Source organism: Magnetococcales bacterium, assembly GCA_015228815.1.
Taxonomy (GTDB): domain Bacteria; phylum Pseudomonadota; class Magnetococcia; order Magnetococcales; family UBA8363; genus UBA8363.
In genome coordinates this window covers 42,104-60,933 of record JADGCV010000014.1, presented here as the reverse complement: position 1 = coordinate 60,933, position 18,830 = coordinate 42,104, and the positions used below count along the sequence as shown (strand labels likewise).

Here is an 18,830-nt window from a genome sequence, read left to right as displayed (position 1 = left end):
CCATTTTCATGTCCGATCAACAGTTCCTGGCCGCGATGTCGGCGGCAGGTCGCACCAGGGATCACTGGAAAATCTGCTCGATTTTTTCCGCACCGAGAATCCGTTTGCTCCACCTTTTCAGGGTGTCCTGGTCCGCTTCGGCAAGTTTGGAAGACCCCCATTCGGGTACCGGGCCAAACTTTTCCTGGAGTTGGTCCAACAAGATTTCAATCATACCATTCAACGTTCCTCGTTGTTCTCCTCGTTGCTCTCCGCGCTGCTCTCCGCGCTGCTCTCCGCGCTGCTCGCCGATCTGGATGCCCTGCTGGATGCCCTGTTGGATGCCCTGCTGGAAGCCCTTTTCCATCCCAATTCTCTCAACGCTCGTGATGTACGGCATGTTCCGAGTCTCCTCAAATTTGGTCAGTTCTTTCCAAAACCGCTGGTCGGCATCGTTTGGCAGGCTGAGCACCCAGTCGATAAACCGAAACAGATCGATGATCTGCTGTCTGGTGAAGCGGTGTTGGTACAGGCTGCGGATGATCCGCCATTTTGTTTGCAGGCGTTTTTCCGGTTGGTTTCTGGTCATTTTAGCGTGCAGGTGCGCCAGAGTCACGATGGCAAAGGGATTATCCGATGTTTCCAAGGTTTCCAGATCATTCGCATAATCCAGCAATTTCACAATGTTGAATCGGTAGATCACCAGGGAGCCCCAGAGTTCCTGACGAAATTCACTGGGCCGCCAGTTTTTGTTTTCGTCCGTCAGGATGGCCAATCCGACCACAGGCCACTGCTTGAGGTCGCGGGCACGGGAAAAATAGGTGAACATCCGTGATGGGAATTCTTTTTCCTGATCTCCCTGGATTTCCACATGAATCAGGACCCAACGCTCCTGTCCATCTTTTTGCCAGACCTTGACCAATCGATCCATGAATCGATTGCCTGTCTGGGCTTCGCGGGTGATTCGCGTCAACTCCTTGTCAAGGAATTCATAGCCCTTTGTCCAGTCGATGCCATCGTGCGCGACCGGCAGAAAAAATGCCAGAAAATCCTGGAAACAGGTTTCCAGAATCTCCTTCCATGGTGTATCGAAGGAGTCCTGGTGACCTTTTTCGCCATTGTCCGGCATGGCCGGATTGTTTTCCTGGGAAATCATGTTCTGGGGATCGGTATTCGTATATTTGTTCTTACCCGCGTTCCAGCTCATGTCACCATTCCCTTTTCCTGGTCGGCCAATCGTTTTCGTTCCGATTCGAGGACTTCCGCAAGGGCCTTGGCGCGGTTGTCGAGCGCTTCGATCCATCGGTTGGCCTCCAGGTCTTTTGGGGTATCCTTGTTTCTTCCCATTTTTTCGAGCCCGAGGCAAAGGTGGGCCAGAGACTCGGCGCCAATGGAGAGGGCGCTTCCTTTCAACCGGTGGGCCTCCAGGGTCAGGCTCGGATGATCGTGTTCCCGGAGGGCATGGGTGATGGCGGCGATTCGTCCTGGGAGTGTTTCCAGAAATTTTTCCAGGAGAATGCCTATAGAACCTCCCATGTCCTGACTCAGTTGCGCCAGTTTGCCACTGTTGACGACCAAAAGGGGCAGATCGTCGCCATCCGGGGGTGATGGGGTCGGGGAAACAGGTTCGGCGAGAAGGTTCGAATCCTGGGGCGCCACGGACAAAACGGGCAGTCCGGCCATGGTCGTGGTGGGTTCATGATCGGTCGTGGCGACGGAAGTCGTGGATGGGGTCGTTTCGGCGGCGATCAGGCGTTCCAATTCCCGGGCTGTTTCCCTGCCCTCGATCCGCAGTCGTTCCATCGTCGGTTCCAGGGAACTCATCGTTTCCTCGCGGGCCATCTGTTCCATGTTGGCGCAGATGTCCTCCATCCGTTCCGCTCCCATGGTCGCCAAGGCCCCCTTGAGCTTGTGGCATTCCTCGGCCACCTGGTCGAACCGTCTTCGCGTCAGGTGTTGGGCGATGACTTCGATTCGTTCGGGCAACCGCAGCAGAAACCGTCCAACCATCCGGGAAATGTTGGGTCCCATATCCTGCTTCATGACCTGCCAACGCTGTCGATTGATGCGGAAGCATTCCCGTGGCGGCGGTTTCGAACCATTCGACCTTTCTCCGGTCGCGGCGCATTCGCGCTCCGCCACGGCGTGTCCTTCTTCAAGGTTTCTGGTGATTCGCAGGAGCAGATCCATGAATTCCGACTTGCGCAGCGGTTTGGTCAGATGGGCGTCGCAACCGGCGGTACGTGATTTTTTGGCTTCGCCGATCAAGGCATTGGCCGTCAGTGCCATGATGGGCAGGGGACGGCGGTTGTTTTCCCGTTCCCACCGCCGGATCATGCGGGTCGCCTCCAGTCCGTCCATGAGCGGCAGTTGAATGTCCATCAACACCAGGTCGAAACGGCCTGATTGCACCCTTTGGACAACCTGTTGGCCGTTTTCCACCACTTCCAATTGATGGGGGGTCGGCTCCACGAACGATTGGATGATGGCGATACTGTCTTCGACATCTTCCGCCAGGAGGATGCGCAGCGGTCGCACCGGTCTGGGGTCCGCTTCCTTTTCCCGGGGCATGGCGCTCCCATGATCTTTTCCTTCCAACGCCTCCGGGGCAATGAGTTCCAGGGGGAGAATGAACGAAAAAAGACTTCCCTTGCCAACCCGGCTTTCAACCGATAATTCTCCTTCCATCTTGTCGATCAACCGTTTGCAGATGGCCAAGCCAAGTCCGGTCCCCCCGAATTCCCGGGTGGTGGAACTGTCGGCCTGGGTAAAGGCGGCGAAAATGTGTTCCTGTTGCGCGCTGGGAATGCCAATCCCGGTGTCGGACACGGAAAAGCGCAATCGTTCCCCTCTTTCGTGTACCATCGTCACCGACAGGCCGATTCTTCCCTCCCGGGTAAACTTGATGGCGTTGCCCAGCAGGTTGTCCAGTACCTGGCGCAACCTTTGGGGATCACCTTTGCGATACGGGATGAGGCGCGAATCGATCATCCAGGTCAGATCCAGATTTTTTCGATGCGCCCGGGGGAGAAATTCCTCGATCACGGTGTCCAGGAGTTTTTTCAGATCGAACGGTTTACGTTCCAGATGCATTCGTCCCGCTTCGATTCGGGAAAGATCGAGAATGTCATTGATCAATACCAAAAGGTTGTGACTGTTGCGCTGGATGATTTCCAGATAACGTTTGCCGTCGGGGGGAAGGTTCATTTCCGCCAACTGGTCGGCCATGCCGACGATGGCGTTCATGGGGGTTCGGATTTCATGGCTCATGACCGCCAGAAATTCACTTTTGGCCCGATTGGCCCCTTCCGCGTTGAGTCGGGCTTCTTCCAGGGATCGTTCCACCTCCTTTCGGGCGGTGATGTCTTCCTTGACTCCGATGTAATGGCTGACCGGTCCGTTGGGGTCCATGCGCACGGGGTGGATCGTCGCCAGCTCCCAATAGAGGGTGCCATCCTTCTTCTTGTTCAGAAATTCTCCCTGCCATTCTTGATTATGGGTCAGGTTGTTCCACAGATCATCGTATAATTTTTTCTCGGTCTGGCCCGATTGAAGCACGCGAGGATTCTGACCGATGACCTCTTCGGGGGTGTATCCGGTGACCTGGCAAAACCGGGGATTGACATATTCGATCTTGCCATCGAGGTCGGTGATGACCACCGAGGCCGGGGCCTGCTCGACCGCTCGTTGAAACTTGATCCGCTCTCGCTCGGCGGTCTTGCGGGCCGTCGTGTCAAACAACGCCCCGTCGAGCCACCGGGGTTTTCCATCCTCATAATCGATACCTTGGCCCTGCTCATGAACCCAATGGATTTTTCCCGATGAATCGATGAGGCGGTATTCGATTTCATAAGGTTGCCGGCGGCGGATTTGCAGAGCGATCGTTTCTTCGACATGTTGGGTATCGTCGGGATGGATGATGCTGGCGAAACTGCGAACCCTGTTGTCGATGAAATCGGACGGGGGATAGCCGGTGATCGCTTCCACCATGTCGCTGATGTAGATCATCGTCCAATCCCGATCCATCTGACAGCGGAACACGATGGCGGGCAGGTTGTTGACCAGGCCACGGAAACGTTCTTCGCTCAATTGCAGCAGGCTCCGTGTCCGCTCCAGTTCCCCGACCCGTTCCACGAGTTGGGCGTTCAATCGTTTGATTTCATCCCTCTGACGAAAGAGTTCCAGGAACACAGAAACCTTCGCCAGGAGAATTTCGTCATTGATGGGTTTCTCGACATAATCGATGCCGCCGGAGTGGTAACCCCGCAACTGATGTTGATCGTCACGGTAGGCGGCGGTGATGAAAATGATGGGGATGTCGGCGGTCGTATCGACCTCCTTGAGCATCCGGGCCACCTCGTAACCGTCCATCTCGGGCATGTCCACGTCCAGGAGCAGCAGGGCGATGGAGTGCCTGGCAATTTCGCGCAATGCCGCGTTGCCGCTGGGCGCCGTCACGATGTCGGCGGGCAACCGGGAGAGCAACCGGGAAAAAGCGTGCAGGTTGGCCGGCGTGTCATCGACGATGAGAATTCTGGGCAGTTCGTTGGTGTTCATTGCCTTCAGGCCTTTGCACGTTCCCGGATCACTTTGTTCCGACGCGGATCTCCATGAATGAAAATGGTGTCGAGCAGTGTTTCCAGTTCCACCGGTTTGAGCAGCAGATCGTTGGCCCCCGCTTCCAGGCACCGTTTTCGATCCTCGGGAAGGGTCCGGGCGGTGAGGGCAATGATCGGAATGGCCTGAATGGCGGGGCGTTTCCGGATCTCCTGGATGGCCGCGTATCCGTCCATGATCGGCATCATCAGGTCCATGAGGATGATATCGACCTCCTGGTCCTTTTCCAGTTTCTTCAATGCCTCCAGTCCGTCTCCGGCCATCAATACCCGTTCGACCCGCTTTTGCAGCACCCGGGTCAGGGAAAAGGTGTTTTTCATGTCGTCATCGACGATCAATACCGTGATGGGTTTTTTCTCAATGGGACCCGCCGGGTTGTCCTGGGGCATCTCCGATTCCGTGGCATCCGTCGTTGCCCTGGTTTCCAGGAGGCTTGAGTCGCTTGCCGCAAGGATCGCCGGAGCGGCGGGTGACGGGGCGGGACGGGGATCGCCCATCTGTTCGCAAAGGGCCAGGACAAGTTTTTCCTCGCGGACCGGTTTGGTGAGAAATTCGCTGGCCCCCACCGCCAGGGATTTGTCACGATCTTCGGGCATTGCCTTGGCGGTCAGGGCGATGATCGGCAGATTGGCAAACCGGGGTTGTTTGCGAATCGCCAGAATGGCATCGTAACCATTCATGACCGGCATCATCAGGTCCATGAGCACCAGATCCACCTCGATGGCTTCGGAAAGGGTATCAAGGGCTTCCCGACCGTTGGTGGCGGTCAGGATCCGTCCCACGCGGGTGGACAGGATTTTCTTCAGGGCAAAAAGGTTTCGTGGGTCGTCATCGACCAGAAGAAGGGTGCGGCTCATGTCCCGGAAACCCGCCACTCGTTTCAGCGCCGCCGCGTCGAGAGGGGTGGCATCGAGCGGTTGGCCGATGACCGCTTTTTGCAGGTGTCGCGGAAGTTCCATCGGCAAAAAAAGACTGAACTCCGAGCCTTCCCCCTCCATGCTTGTGACCTGGATTTCTCCGCCGATCAGGTCGCAGAGTTTCCGCGAAATGGACAATCCCAGTCCCGTGCCGCCATATTTGCGGCTGGTGGTGCCGTCCGCCTGGCGGAACGCCTCGAAAATCTGTTCTCTCTTGTCCTCCGGAATTCCGATCCCCGTGTCGGCGACGGTGAGGGCCAGGGTCGTGCCCGGCTTGAGATTTTGGTTCATGAACACCCTGTTTTTCCCGGCGGGTTCGACCAGAAGGCGGACGTTGCCCTCATGGGTGAATTTGCAGGCATTGGACAGAAAATTTCTCAGGATCTGTTCCACCTTGCCCCAGTCGGTCAACAGCGCTTCCGGAATGGCGGGGTGAATATTCGTTTCGAACGCCAGGTTTCTTTGTTCCGCGATGGGGCGGAACATCCGTTGGAGTCCCTGGATAAGGTCGGAGAAGGTCCGGTTTTCGACCACGATGTCCATCCGTCCCGCCTCGACCTTGGAAAGGTCGAGAATATCGTTGATCAGTCGCAACAAATCGGCGCCGCTTTCATGAATGACCCGGGCCGATTCCACCTGTTCGTCGGTCAGGTTGCCCGATTCGTTGGCCGACAGCAGGCGCGCCAGGATCAACAGGCTGTTGAGCGGGGTGCGCAGCTCATGCGACATGTTGGCCAGGAACTCGGATTTGTACTGGCTCGCGTGCTCCAGTTCCATGGCCTTTTCCTTGAAGACATGGGCCGCCATGGCCATGGCCCCGATTTCATCGCCCCGTCCCTGTCCGGGGATTTCCGCATCTTTTTTTCCCCGGGCCAGGTCGGTCAGGGTCCGGGTCATGTCGCGGATGGGTTGCGCGGTACCGCGGGTGATCCTCCAGGCCATGAAAAATCCCATCAGGATGGCTGTCAGGGAGACTCCCTGGCTGATCCACTGGGAATGGGTGATCGAATCGGTGATGTCGGTTTCCACCTTCGATTGCTCGTGCAGGGACAGCCCCTTGAGTTCCCGGGCCAGCCGGGCGATTTCCGCCGCCTCGCTGGCCAGGACCACATAGACCAGGTGCATGTAGGCCCGCGTCGCCCCCACCATTTCAAGGAATGCCTGTTCGAATTCGCCCGATTGCAGTTGGATCCTTTCGACATCGGCGCGACTGTTTTCCCGTTCCAGATGCTCGATCAGCGGTTTCATGGATTCGTCGAGTCTGGTCAACCGTTGTTTGTTTTCCCGAACCAGGCGGGCATTGGGTTGAATCATGAAATGGAGGGCGTTCTGCTGTGTCAGCAACAATTCCTTTTGCGCCGCTCCGACCAGCATGCTTCCGCCAAAATCACCTTTTCGCCGCAGTTGTTCGTGGATTTCTCCCAACAGGTCGGAAGCCTTGTTGCCGATCGCATCGAGTTTTTCCAGGGCAATCCGATCCCTCAGGCGGCGTTCCTCGACCGCCGATTCGAAACTTTCCGCATATTGTTGGAAATGGTCTTCCATCCGCCGCATGATGTCGCTGCGAATCGGATCGGTCAGGGTACGATTGACCGTCGCCATCTGGCGGGAGAGAACCTGTTGCAGATCGCGCACTTTGTCCGCCACCCCGGAATAACCCGAATGGGTGAAGCCCAGGACGGCGCGCTGAAGATCGAGGACGATGCGTTCGATCTCCAGAATGTCCCGCACCTCCTTGCTGGTCTTGCCATAATGGGAAAAATGGTTGACCACCGTGTCGAATCCCAGATTGCTGACCAGGGCCTGGCCGGAAAACAGGGTCATGACCACGCCGAACCCGAGAAAAATCCGGACGCCGATGGTTGGATTGAAATGGTTCGGCAGGTGGATCATCGGTCGTGGCTCCAGATGGTGTCATGACGCATGGTTTTCACGCCAAAAGAAATTCATGCCAGCGGGGGAGTATGTATTCGTAGGTATCCATGACGGTGTTCCAGACGGCGACGTGGGAAAACCGTTGCCAGTAGGAACCACCGTTTCTGATCGACCCCTGGCGCACGCACACCTGTCCGTTCGGGCCGCGAAGATCTTCCGCCGCGGGCTTTCCTTCGTACCAGTAGTCCCATTCCGCCTGGGTCACATGGGGACGGATCCGTTCGGGGATCGAGATATAGTATCCCTGTCGGGCGACATAAGCCCCGGCCCAGCCGTCGAGCCACCAGTTCATGTATTCATAGGCCATGTCCTGAACCCGACCGGTGGTACGGGAGGACAGGCACATCACCCCATGCCAGGCGCGGTAGCCTTCCCTGGGGGCGGCATAGACCGCCGGTATCCCCCGCTCGTTCAGGTCGCTCACCGCCGGGGAGAACATGCTGGCGACCACCGCCAGTCCCGAGGCCAGGTATTCGCTCGATTCGGGAACCGAATTCCAGAAGCCGCGGAAGTGTCCCTTGCGTTTCATCGGGATCAGAATGTCGAACAACTGATCCACTTCCGCTTCGGTCATGTTGCCCATGTCGGAAAAAACCATCAAACCCATCGCTTCGGCGGCCAGCGCCATGTCGAAGATGCCGATGGTGGGTTCACTCACGACCGCCACCTTGCCATGCCACCGTTCATCGAGCAGCCAGCGCCAGCTTTCGCCATGATAGGCGGGGGCTTTGGGAATCGTCCGGGTATCGTAACCGAAGGAATCGGTATTGTGGACGTAGGGGAGAAAACTGATCCATTCCGTTTCCTTGGACCCGAGTTCGCCATTGGGTTGGACATGGAGCAGTTTATGGGGGGCATCGCCAAGACCGACCGAGGCCTCGGGGGTGAGTCGTCCGGTTTTGGTGAGCGGATTGACCTCGTTCCAGAGTTTGAGACGGGCGATCTCGATGGGTTTGATGGCGTTGCCCCGCCACAGAATGTTCATCGAGTTCGACCATTGCTCGTAGATGTCGAAAGAATAGGGCCGGGCGGAGGCCTTCTGCTGGACCCGGGCGCTGCCGCCGGTCTCGAAGACGATGGGAAAACCAAGATCATTCTGGGCGCGGCGCCTGATGTCCTCCCGAAGCGTGACCTCCGTTCCCAGGACGCGGAGGGGTTGCCGGGGGGCGGTATGGACAAAGGGAGCATGCATCAATGTCGCGCCACCGGCCAGGGCCGTTGCCGCATCCTTGAGAAAACGCCGCCGCGACATGGGTCCGGATGGCATCGAATCATGATTCATCGTCGTTCTCCAACTCCAGGGGGGTACCGTCGGTCAAGGCCTGCAGCAGACGGAAAATGCTTCTTTTCCGTACCGGCTTGGTCAGATGCAGATCACATCCCGCTTCGAGGATGCGCCGGGTTTCCTCTTTCATGGCGTGGGCCGTCAGGGCGACGACCGGGACCCGGTGCAATCCCTCGATCATTTCCCATAGACGTATGTTGCGCGTTGCCGTCAGGCCATCCATCACCGGCATCTCGATATCCATGAAGACCAGGTCGAAGGATTCCTCCTGAAACCGTTCCAGCGCCATTTGACCGTTCTCCACGAGGGTCAGACGATGGTCGGTATGCGAAAGAAACGCCTCGATGACCATGCGATTGTCCTCGGCGTCATCGGCGAGGAGAATGTTGAGACGGTCGCGGCGGACGCAAGGAGGGGACACGGGGGCGCTTGTCACCCTGGCGGGCGCATCGGCGGGCGAGGAGGGGGGCATGACGGCGGGTTCGAGGGGCCCAGGGGGATCGTCGTGGCGGGCGAGGGGCGCTGAAACGGGGGGAAGGCGGGCAGTGAAATGAAACCGACTGCCAAGGCCAGGGGTGCTTTCGACCTCGATCGTCCCTCCCATCAGATGCACCAGTCGTTGGCAGATGGTCAACCCCAGGCCGGTACCGCCATAACGGCGGGCGATGGAGGCCTCTCCCTGACAGAAGGGATCGAAGATTGATTCCAGACGGTTCACGGGGATGCCGATGCCGGAATCGGACACTTCGAAACGGACGAAATCTCCTTCTTCTCGTGCCACCAGGACGTTGATGGCCCCCTGGTCGGTAAACTTGATGGCGTTTCCGGTCAGGTTCATCAGAACCTGACGCAACCGGTCCTGATCCCCAAGGACGTTCCACAAGGACGACGCATCCATTTCCAGCGTCAGGTCCAGTCCTTTTTCATGGGCGCCAAGGTGGAACAGTTCCAGAACGCTCAAGACCAGGTGATGCAGGTCGAAGGGTTGGAGTTCAAGATTCAATTGATTGGCTTCGATCTTGGAAAGGTCGAGAATATCCTCGATCAGCGCCAGCAGGGTTTCCCCGGCGCGGTTGAGTGTTTTGAGATAACTCTGCTGGGTATCGGTCAGGCCGCTGTCGGCCAGCAGTTCGCCCATGCCCAGGACCGCGTTCATGGGGGTGCGGATGTCATGGCTCATGGTGGCTAAGAATCGGCTTTTGGCCCGGTTGGCCTCTTCCGCCGCCTCTTTGGCCAGTCTCAGGGCCTCGTGGGCCTGTCGCAGTTCCATCTCGGCCTGTTTGGCGGCAGTGATGTCACGCACGGCGGTGATCCGAATCGTTTTTCCTTCGAGGCAGGTCGTGCTGCCCTGCATTTCCAGATCGATGGCCGATCCGTCCTTTTTCAGTCCGACCGTGGCGTAGGGTTCGGAAAACCCATCGTTCATGTACGCCGCGACCCGTGTTTGTTCCTCGGCGGCGATCCATTGCAGGGGACTGGTCGTAAGCATTTCTTGAAGTGTGCAACCAAAAAGTTTCGCAAAGGCGGCGTTGCCATCGCGGATGATGCCATCCTCGATGATGACAATCCCTTCGAAGGCAGAATCGGAAAGACGTTTGAACCGTTCCTGGCTGGTCTTGAGTTCCTTTTCCATCCGCAACCGTTCCGAAATGTCGCGAAACACCACGACCGCGCCGGTGATCCGGCCATCGTCCATCATCGGAGAGGAGACATATTCCACCGGAAAACCGGTGCCGTCGGCGCGCCAGAAATAATCCTCCTCGACATGGCGCAGACGACCATCGCGGAAGGTGGCGTAAATGGGGCATCGATCTTCGGGGAATGGCGTGCCATCGGGGTGACTGTGATGCACCAGGGCGTGGCTTTCCCGACCGATCACCTCTTCCGGACGTCGCCCGAGCATTCGTGCCCCCGCCGGGTTGATGAAAATTGTTTCCCCCTTTTCATTCATTCCATGAATGCCTTCACCCGCGGCGCTGAGAATCAATTCATTGCGGTAATGCAGGTCCTTCAATGTCTCCTCGATGGCCAGCTTGCGACTGATGTCGCGAAAACTTCCGGTAAACTTCAGCCGGTTTTCCTCCAGGAATGTCCAAACGGTGATTTCCAGGGGCAGGATCGTTCCGTTTTTTCGCCGTCCCTTCCTCAGGGGAATATGGAGATGACGTGCCTCGGGAAGTTCCCGAAGGGCTTTTCGGGTTTCGTCGGGGTCCATGGAAAGGACCGGGACCGGCAGACCGGGCATTTCATGGCGATCATACCCCATCATGTTGGCCATTTTCAGGTTGACTGTCTCGATCTGGCCGGTTTCATGATCGGCGATCAAGAGACCATCGGGGCTGTTTTCGAAAAGTTGCCGGTAGCGTTCCTCGCTTTTGCGAAACCGGACCTCCATTTCCTTGATGTCGGTGATGTCCTTGGCGATGACCGTGATGCCGACGACCTGGTTGTGTTCATCCAGATAGGGAACCTTGTCGGTCCGGAACCAATGCACTTCCCCCGTGGCGAGGGGAGCGGCCTCGATGATGCCCAGCATGGGAATGGCGCTGTCTATGACTCGTTGATTGTCTTCATGATATTTGCGGGCAAACTCTCCGGGAAACAGGTCGAAGGCGGTTTTGCCGATGATCTCCTCCGGTTTGTTGCCGGTGAGGGTGGCGGCGAGTGTGTTGACCTGGCGGATTTGCAGTTGACGATCGAGAAACCAGATCATGGCCCCGACCGATTCGAAGATGATGTGATGATCCTTCTGGGCTTGAAGCAGCGTCCGTTCCGTCAGTTCGCGGCGAAGGATTTCCTGTTCCAGGGGGCGCATCGACAAAATACGCAGGATCAGCCATAGCGCCAGTCCCATCGCCCCCGTCAGGAAAACGGTCAACAGACCGATCTTTCCCTCCATCTGGGCGATGTCGTGATCCATGATGTCGAGATCGTGACCAATTTCCAGTTGGAAGACGACCCGGTCGTTCGACAAGATTGTCTCTTGATGGTACAGAACCCGGTCATGAGTGATTTCCCGGTGAAATTCGACCGATGGGACACCATCGGGAGATTTGAGAGTGATGGACGCGATTTCCCGGCGGGCTTCGCCCCATCGAACCAGGATGTTCTTGACGTTGACCAGGTCGCCATGGACATAGGCTTCCCGAACAAGGTTCCCGATGAGTGTCAATTCTTCCTGAATGTGATGGTGATGCGTTTCCGTGAGTGCCTTGCGATGATCGGAAAGGGTGAACCAGGTGTTCAATATCAAAAACATAATCACGATCAGCGTGAAATAGATGATACCGATGCCGTTCGACAGGCGTTGCCCCGTGATCCTGATCATGATTGCACCTCGGACCGGGTGATCGATTCCGGGATGAAGCGAGGCCCGGTGGCGCGATCATTCGTTCGGGCATTCGAGGTTGCTTTTTTCCGGCGCCCTGGGCGTGATGGGTACTGCGACATTTTTGCTCTCCCCCTCGATGGATTCCCGATGGAATCCGATTGGACGTCCGCCATGAAACGAACCGGTCATCACGAACATTTTCCAGATTTTTGAGAGGTCAGGATTTCCTCGATGATCGCCCGGATCCGATCCATGGGGGGGGGCTTGTCCAGTTTCAGGATTCCCTCGGGCAATCCCCCACGTTCCTGGATTGTCTCTTGGCTCAGTTCGGTGACCACGACCATGCGCAACGCCTGAAAATCGTCACGGGACTGGAGATGCCGGATCAGTTCGAAACCATCCATTCCCTGCATGCGCAGGTCGGTCAATATCAGATCGGGACGTTTCCGGGCCAGTTGGATCAAACCCTGGAACCCGTTTTCCGCCGTCTCCAGCTGGACCGGCAGTCCCCAGTGTTCCACGCTTGAAACATAGTAGTCCACAATCGTCGGATCGTCGTCCACGACGAGAACACAACAGTGGGTCGATTGATCCTGGCGGTCGAGCTGTCGTTGGCGATCTTCGAGGAGATCATTCACCGAGGCGCGGGCGATACGGACATGCCCACCGGGCGTTCTCCAGAATTTCAGTGTGTTCCGTTCGAGCCAATTGTGAATCGTCCGTCGCGATACGCCGAGGAGGAGCGACGCCTCGCCGACCGTGACAACCTGTTCAGGCTCGGGAGAAAGGATTGACGCCATCGTGATTTCCCGGATCGGGTCCTTTTGCATCGTTGCGATCATGGGTTCGATTGGAAAAGAACTCTGTCACTATAGAATAAATGTGCAAAGTATGTAAATTGTGTAATTCGTAAAATACATGAAAAATATAATACAAGAAAAATGATGAAATCATGGTTGTTTCAGCATTGCTTTTACACTAAGTTATTGTTTAAATTGTCAAAGGTAAACATGATTCGCACGGAAAAAGTTCCTTGCCGCAATGAATGCTTCGGCAGGATAATCGCGAAAACAATATAAAAAAATATTAATCATTGTTCAGGAGGGGGAAATGCGCTTTTCCGATTTCAAGGTTGGTACCAAATTGTTGTCCGGTTTCATTCTGGTGGCCCTCATCGGGGCATTGATGGGGGGGCTTGGGTTGCGAAGCCTTGGGGGATTGATGCGGGAGGCGGACCTGATTTTCGAAGAAAAGGTTCCCCTGGCGGATGCCGCCATGGAGGCGATCATCGACATGGTGTCGATGCGTGACCTGATGGGGGAGTTTTTGTTGGCCGACGAACCGGGGGCCCAGGAAGCGATCGCCAAGAGCCATGGCGCGTCGGTGACCGGTCTGGGAGAAAATCTGCGCGCTTTGGAGACGAAGGGGAGTGAAACGATTGCCCGGATGGCCAGGGAGCAGATGGGAAACCTGACTGCATCGAGCGAAATGGCGCAACGGTTGATGGTGGCGCAGAAAGGGTATGCCACCCTGGAATCGGCGAGAGCGGCCATTTCTTCCCGCTACGATACCCAGGCCGGTCGGATGCGGGATCTGTTGTTGCGCCATGAGGAGTCGATCACCCGCGAGGTTGCCGTGGATCCTCGGGTTGACGCCGCCATGGAATCCAAGGCGATCCTGTTCGAACAGAAGGGGCTGGTCGAGAAATACCAGGGGCTGACGCAGGGGGATGGGACCCGGGAATTGCGCAAGGAATTTCAAACATTGAAGGAGGACTTCGAAGGATTGCAACAACGGTTGCCAAACGAGATTCAGAGTGGATATGTCCAATTCGTTACCGACAGTCTGGCCATCATGGACAACAAGGACCAGGCCCTGGCGGCCCGGTCCCTGGCGCGGGAAAACATGCAGCAGCTTGACGCATCGGGGGACAAGCTCCATTCGGCCCTGGAGCATCTGGAGGAGGTGGTGGCGGGCGAAATGGACGCGGCGATGAAACGGGCCGATGAGGTGTTTGGAGATTCCTCGACGTTCCTGATTGTCGCCATGATCGCCGCGTTTCTGGTATCCATCGTTCTGGGTTGGTTTTTGACGCAAGACATCGTGCAGCCGCTGCATACCTGCAAGGGCAACATTCATGAAATCGGTCAGGGCGATTTGACGGTCGAGTGCATCTTGAATCGGAACGACGAACTGGGACAGATCACCAACGCCATTCAGGGGATGAAGATGAATCTGTTGAAGGTCGTTGGGGAAATCATGGCCGCGTCGCAACAGGTGGCGGCGGGGAGCAATGAAATGTCGGATGCCGCGCAGAAATTGTCCGAAGCAACCACCCTACAGGCGGCCTCGGTCGAGGAGACCTCCGCGGCCATGGAGGAAATGGGGGCCAATGTGCAGCAGAACACCGACAATGCCCAAACCACCGATACCTTGGCCTCTCGTGCGTCCAACGATGCCCGGGAAGGTGGGGATGCCGTCAAACAGGCAGTGGCGGCGATGAAGGAGATCGCCGGCAAGATTTCCATCATCGAGGAAATTTCACGTCAGACCAACCTTCTGGCATTGAATGCAGCCATCGAGGCGGCGCGGGCGGGGGAGCATGGCAAGGGATTTGCGGTGGTTGCGGCCGAGGTCCGGAAGCTGGCCGAACGGAGCCAGCAGGCGGCGGGGGAAATCAGCCATTTGTCCTCTTCGAGTGTGCAGGTTGCCGAGAAGGCGGGGCAAATCATCGAAAAACTGGTTCCGGACATCGGCAAGACCGCCGAACTGATCCAGGAGATCGCCGCCGCCAGTTCGGAGCAGAATCAGGGGATTTCCCAGGTCAACCAGGCGTTGCAGCAGTTGGATTTGGCGATTCAACAAAATGCCGGGTCTTCGGAAGAGATGGCGGCGACGGCGGAGGAATTGTCTTCCCAGGCGGAGATCCTCGCCAATTCCATCCGCTTTTTCAGGACGGGGCATACTTCGGGGGCCATTTCGCCGGGACGGACGGGTGTGGCCGGGACGGCGCTTTCCGGAACGAGAGGGGGGGTGGCTCCCCGTTCCGAACCGGCGTTGCTGGCCGAGGCGGATTCGTTTGAACGGTTTTGATCCTGGTGGAGGGATACGGTTTTCGGTCGTTTGGTATGTTTTTTGCTTTAACTTTTAGTGTTCGATCAAGATCGCCAACCGACCGACGATGGACCGTGGCCCATCGAACCAATGGAGTTGTTCCATGATTCCCCTGCAAATTCTCATCAAGAAAGACAGCTATGCCATCGCCCGCGCCATTGACGCCCAGGAGTTGGTTTCCGACATTCGGCGCATGGAGGATGCGCTGACGATTTTTGACGAACTGACGCGGAGTGGTCGTCCCGAACCGGTATGCCGCGAGGAGGACCGGGATGCGGGCGTCTGGCGGATTGTCCCTGGATGTCTTTCTTTTCACTGAACCGTTGTCAGGTTCAACCGCCGCGGTCGGGTGGTTGAAACCAGAGTTGTTCCCCGTCCGCTTCCCAGATGATGGTTCCCGCCGTGTCGGTGCGCCACGGGCGGGCGCCTGATCGCTGCCATCGGTCGAGGACCCGTGGATGAGGGATGTTCCGGTTGCGGGAGGCATCGCTGCTGAAGACGACGTGTTGCGCCGCGAGCGTGGTGACAAATCGTTGGGAACTGGAGGTGATGCTGCCATGGTGGGGGGCGACGACCACCGTGAACGGGACGGCGGGGTCCTGGTCGAGAAACCATCGTTCGCCGCGGGCCTCGATGTCTCCCGGAAAGAGGAATCGCTGTTGGCCAAGGGTGATGGTGACGATCAGCGAGCGATCGTTGACCTCTGTTCCTGTTCCCGTGACGCGGGGTGATACGGCGTTCACGGTCATGAGGGATTTTCTTTCCAGCGCTGAATCGATTCTGTGGAGTTTGACGCCATGGTTTTCGGCGTATCGAATGATGCGGCGGTAGAAGATTCGGTTTGTTTCCTGTTCGGGAAAAAAGCCGAGCCAAAGTTCGCGGACGTGGAAATTACGCAGCAGGGCGAGGGCGCCCGCCATGTGGTCCTGTTCAGGATGGCTGATCACGATACGTGCGAGGGAATGAACCCCGTGGTGCCAAAGATAGGGTGAAATCACCCCCTCGCCCACGTTGAACCGGGGTGTGTCCACCCCACCCGCGTCGATGACCATCCATTCGTTGTCCGGTCCGCGGACCACCGCCGCCATCGCCTGACCGACATCGAGACAGGCGACGTGCAATCTTCCGGGTGGAGGGGTGCCTCGGGGCCAGAACAAGGCCAGTGCCGCCAGTGCCGCCAATCCGCTTCGTCCACGTTTCCAGGGGAGGATGAAACAGGCGGCGAGGAGGGCCAAACTCAGGGAAATTCCCCAAAGTGATGGTCCCGGAAGACGTTGCCAGGCGTGGGGCAAGCGGGACAACCCTTCGATCCAGAGGACAAAGACCTCCAGACTCAATCCCATTCCGTCGAGCAGCCAGTTGGACAACCAGGGCAGAATCGGTTGTGTCGCCAATGCCGCGAATCCGAGCGGCAGGGAGACGAAGCCGATCCAGGGGATCGCAAACAGATTGGCCGGAAATCCATAGGGGGCGAACCGATGGAAATGATAGGCGACGATTGGAGCGGTGGCGAGACTCATGAACAAGGTCAGGGCGGCCATCCAGAACATCCGGCGCCGGTAGGTTCCACCATAAGGGATGGAATGGAAGAAAAAAAGCAGCGCCACCACCGCGACATAGGTCAGATGAAATCCCGCCCCAAACAATTCCTCGGGCCAGAAGAACAGGATCAGGATGGCGGAGAGGATCATGGTGTTGACGCCCAGACTCCGACGCCACACGAGAAAACCGAGCAACACCAGACCGGTGGCCAGGGTGGCCCGTTGCGTCGAAACCGACCAGCCCGCCAACTGGCTGTAGACCAGGAGCGGCGGGAAGGAAAGAATGGCCGCGATTTTTTTCATGTCCCATCGTCGCGACGCGGGAATGATGAAGGTCAGCAACCAGCGCAGGACGAGAAAACTCCATCCCGCCACCATCGACAGGTGTTGCCCCGATATGGCCAGAAGATGGTAGGTTCCCGTGACCTGAAGGGCTTCGTTGAGTTCTGTTCCGACCAGCCCCCGTTTTCCAACGAGAAGTCCCTCGGCCAGGCCTTCACTGACTGCCGGCAACCGTTCCATGATCCAATGGGAAATTTTGTTGCGCTGGCGATTCCAATAGGCGCCGCCGTCCCAGGCGATGGTCGAGACCGGAGTTTTCCCGACCCAACCGGTGGCAACATGGCCGTGACGGCGCAACCATTTGCCGTAATCCAGAACCCCGGGGGCCTGGTGTCCTTCGGGACGCCGCAGCCGCACGACTGCCTCGATCCGGTCTCCCGGGACCACCGGACCGATGGATTCCACTTTTCCGGTCAGGCGAATCCAGGCATCACTGGCCCATCCCTGGTCGGGGCATTCCAGCCGGGTCAGTTCCAGGACGACCGAGTCCCGACGATCGACGCGATCATGAACCGTTCCCCGGAGCCGGAGCATCGGTCCATAGGCTTCATCGGGCAGCGCTCCGGGATCGGTGATATTGAAACCGATGGCAAAAAAACCTGCCGCGATTCCGGCGGGGGCGGGCCAAAGGGAACCTTTTTTTGCAATTTGCGTCCAAAGAAAAAAGAACGATAACGCTCCGCTCGCAACCACCGGAGGAACGTCGATTTCGTCATGAATGAAAAACCATGACAATAGAATGGTGATCATGCCGCACAGAAAGAGCGCCGCTCCACCCGCTGCGGTGCGGGAGGGGGCGTTTTGATCTGCTGAAGGGGGTGATGCGTTCCCTTCCCAGTCGGTCATCGATGCCCGCATGTCGGGTCGATTCATTGTTCGCGGAGTTGTTTTTTTAAGGAAAGAAAGGGTTTTCGTAAAGAGTCCGCAAGCAGTTCCATTTATACCCCAAGAAAGAAAGATAATGGTAAATCATTCATCTGAAAATGATTTTTTCCTTGCTTCATGATTGAACCATGTTAGCATGTCGTCAAGGAGGATCGGCGTGCGATAAAGACACAATAAAAAAACGATCCCGATGAAGACGGTTTGGATGTCCTGACCCGCCACCCTGGAACTATTCTCGAAGAGGCAGCCCAACCATGAATCACCAATCCAAACCCCTGCTCAAGAGTCGTGTTCTCATATTTATTGGAGGACTGATGATCATGGGGGTTACCCTTCTGGGGTTGTCGAGCAATTATGCCGACCTGATCCGCGAGGATGTGCGCATGGGACCCATGATCGCCGCCGTGCGCATTTTGTTTCCCATGTTTGCCGTGATCGGGCTGATTTACTATCTTGCCACGGTCAAAAAGTGTGCCCATTGCGGCAAAATCATGTTTTGGAAACGCCGGGTCCACCCCCATCAATGACCTGGTTCACGGCGGTTCGGGGTCAGGGCGGATGCGTCACCGGGTCCTAAGCAGGGGCGCAATTCCACTTCCAATCTGGAAGGCGATGGCCGTTGATGGGGACTTCAACGCCATGTCTTTAGGAAGAATCGCATGTGCGCTTTTGTCCGATGGTCCGTGTCATGACGAGAATACCTCGTCCACGGAATTTGCGAACAAGATGTTCTTACTCCATGTCCCGATGAGTTCCAGACTTGCCGATCGTACCTTGTCGTTTACCCAGTCTGGTATCTGACCAAACTTGTGACGCATCTGATTGAGAAGCATGGAGGTGGCTTCTTCCTGTCGTCCCTCCTGTCGTCCCTCCTGTCGTCCTTC

The 18,830-nt window shown here is 57.1% G+C and carries 10 protein-coding genes; 3 read left to right on the top strand and 7 right to left on the bottom strand.

Features of this window, described 5'->3' with window-relative positions; translation table 11 throughout:
- Positions 1-61: 61 nt before the first annotated feature.
- The 6 genes from HQL76_07850 to HQL76_07825 form a co-directional block, all read right to left on the bottom strand.
- The gene (locus tag HQL76_07850) at positions 62-1,186 is read right to left on the bottom strand and encodes a cytosolic protein (protein ID MBF0109071.1); all 1,125 of its coding nucleotides are present in this window, start codon (positions 1,184-1,186) and stop codon (positions 62-64) included.
- Positions 1,183-4,536 (bottom strand): response regulator, encoded by a 3,354-nt coding sequence (locus HQL76_07845; GenBank protein MBF0109070.1) that lies wholly within the window; start codon positions 4,534-4,536, stop codon positions 1,183-1,185. The genes HQL76_07850 and HQL76_07845 overlap by 4 nt, the downstream gene beginning before the upstream one ends.
- 5 nt (positions 4,537-4,541) lie before the next feature.
- Positions 4,542-7,406 (bottom strand): response regulator, encoded by a 2,865-nt coding sequence (locus tag HQL76_07840; protein ID MBF0109069.1) that lies wholly within the window; start codon positions 7,404-7,406, stop codon positions 4,542-4,544.
- Positions 7,407-7,443: 37 nt separating this feature from the next.
- Complete coding sequence (locus HQL76_07835) at positions 7,444-8,700, bottom strand: extracellular solute-binding protein (GenBank protein ID MBF0109068.1); 1,257 nt, start codon at positions 8,698-8,700, stop codon at positions 7,444-7,446.
- Between the two features lie 19 nt (positions 8,701-8,719).
- Complete coding sequence (locus HQL76_07830) at positions 8,720-12,061, bottom strand: PAS domain S-box protein (GenBank protein ID MBF0109067.1); 3,342 nt, start codon at positions 12,059-12,061, stop codon at positions 8,720-8,722.
- A 191-nt stretch (positions 12,062-12,252) separates the two neighbouring features.
- Positions 12,253-12,864 (bottom strand): response regulator, encoded by a 612-nt coding sequence (locus HQL76_07825; GenBank protein MBF0109066.1) that lies wholly within the window; start codon positions 12,862-12,864, stop codon positions 12,253-12,255.
- 310 nt (positions 12,865-13,174) lie between these two features.
- Between HQL76_07825 and HQL76_07820 the strand changes: the two genes are divergently transcribed.
- Positions 13,175-15,157 (top strand): hypothetical protein, encoded by a 1,983-nt coding sequence (locus tag HQL76_07820; protein ID MBF0109065.1) that lies wholly within the window; start codon positions 13,175-13,177, stop codon positions 15,155-15,157.
- 124 nt (positions 15,158-15,281) lie between these two features.
- Complete coding sequence (locus HQL76_07815; protein ID MBF0109064.1) at positions 15,282-15,497, top strand: hypothetical protein; 216 nt, start codon at positions 15,282-15,284, stop codon at positions 15,495-15,497.
- Between the two features lie 13 nt (positions 15,498-15,510).
- Here HQL76_07815 and HQL76_07810 read toward each other — a convergent pair whose 3' ends face one another.
- Positions 15,511-17,919 (bottom strand): DNA internalization-related competence protein ComEC/Rec2, encoded by a 2,409-nt coding sequence (locus tag HQL76_07810; protein ID MBF0109063.1) that lies wholly within the window; start codon positions 17,917-17,919, stop codon positions 15,511-15,513.
- A 341-nt stretch (positions 17,920-18,260) separates the two neighbouring features.
- Here HQL76_07810 and HQL76_07805 point away from each other — a divergent pair, with 341 nt between their 5' ends.
- On the top strand, positions 18,261-18,473 hold the full coding sequence (locus HQL76_07805) for a hypothetical protein (GenBank protein ID MBF0109062.1): 213 nt from the start codon (positions 18,261-18,263) through the stop codon (positions 18,471-18,473).
- The last annotated feature ends 357 nt before the right edge of the window (positions 18,474-18,830 follow it).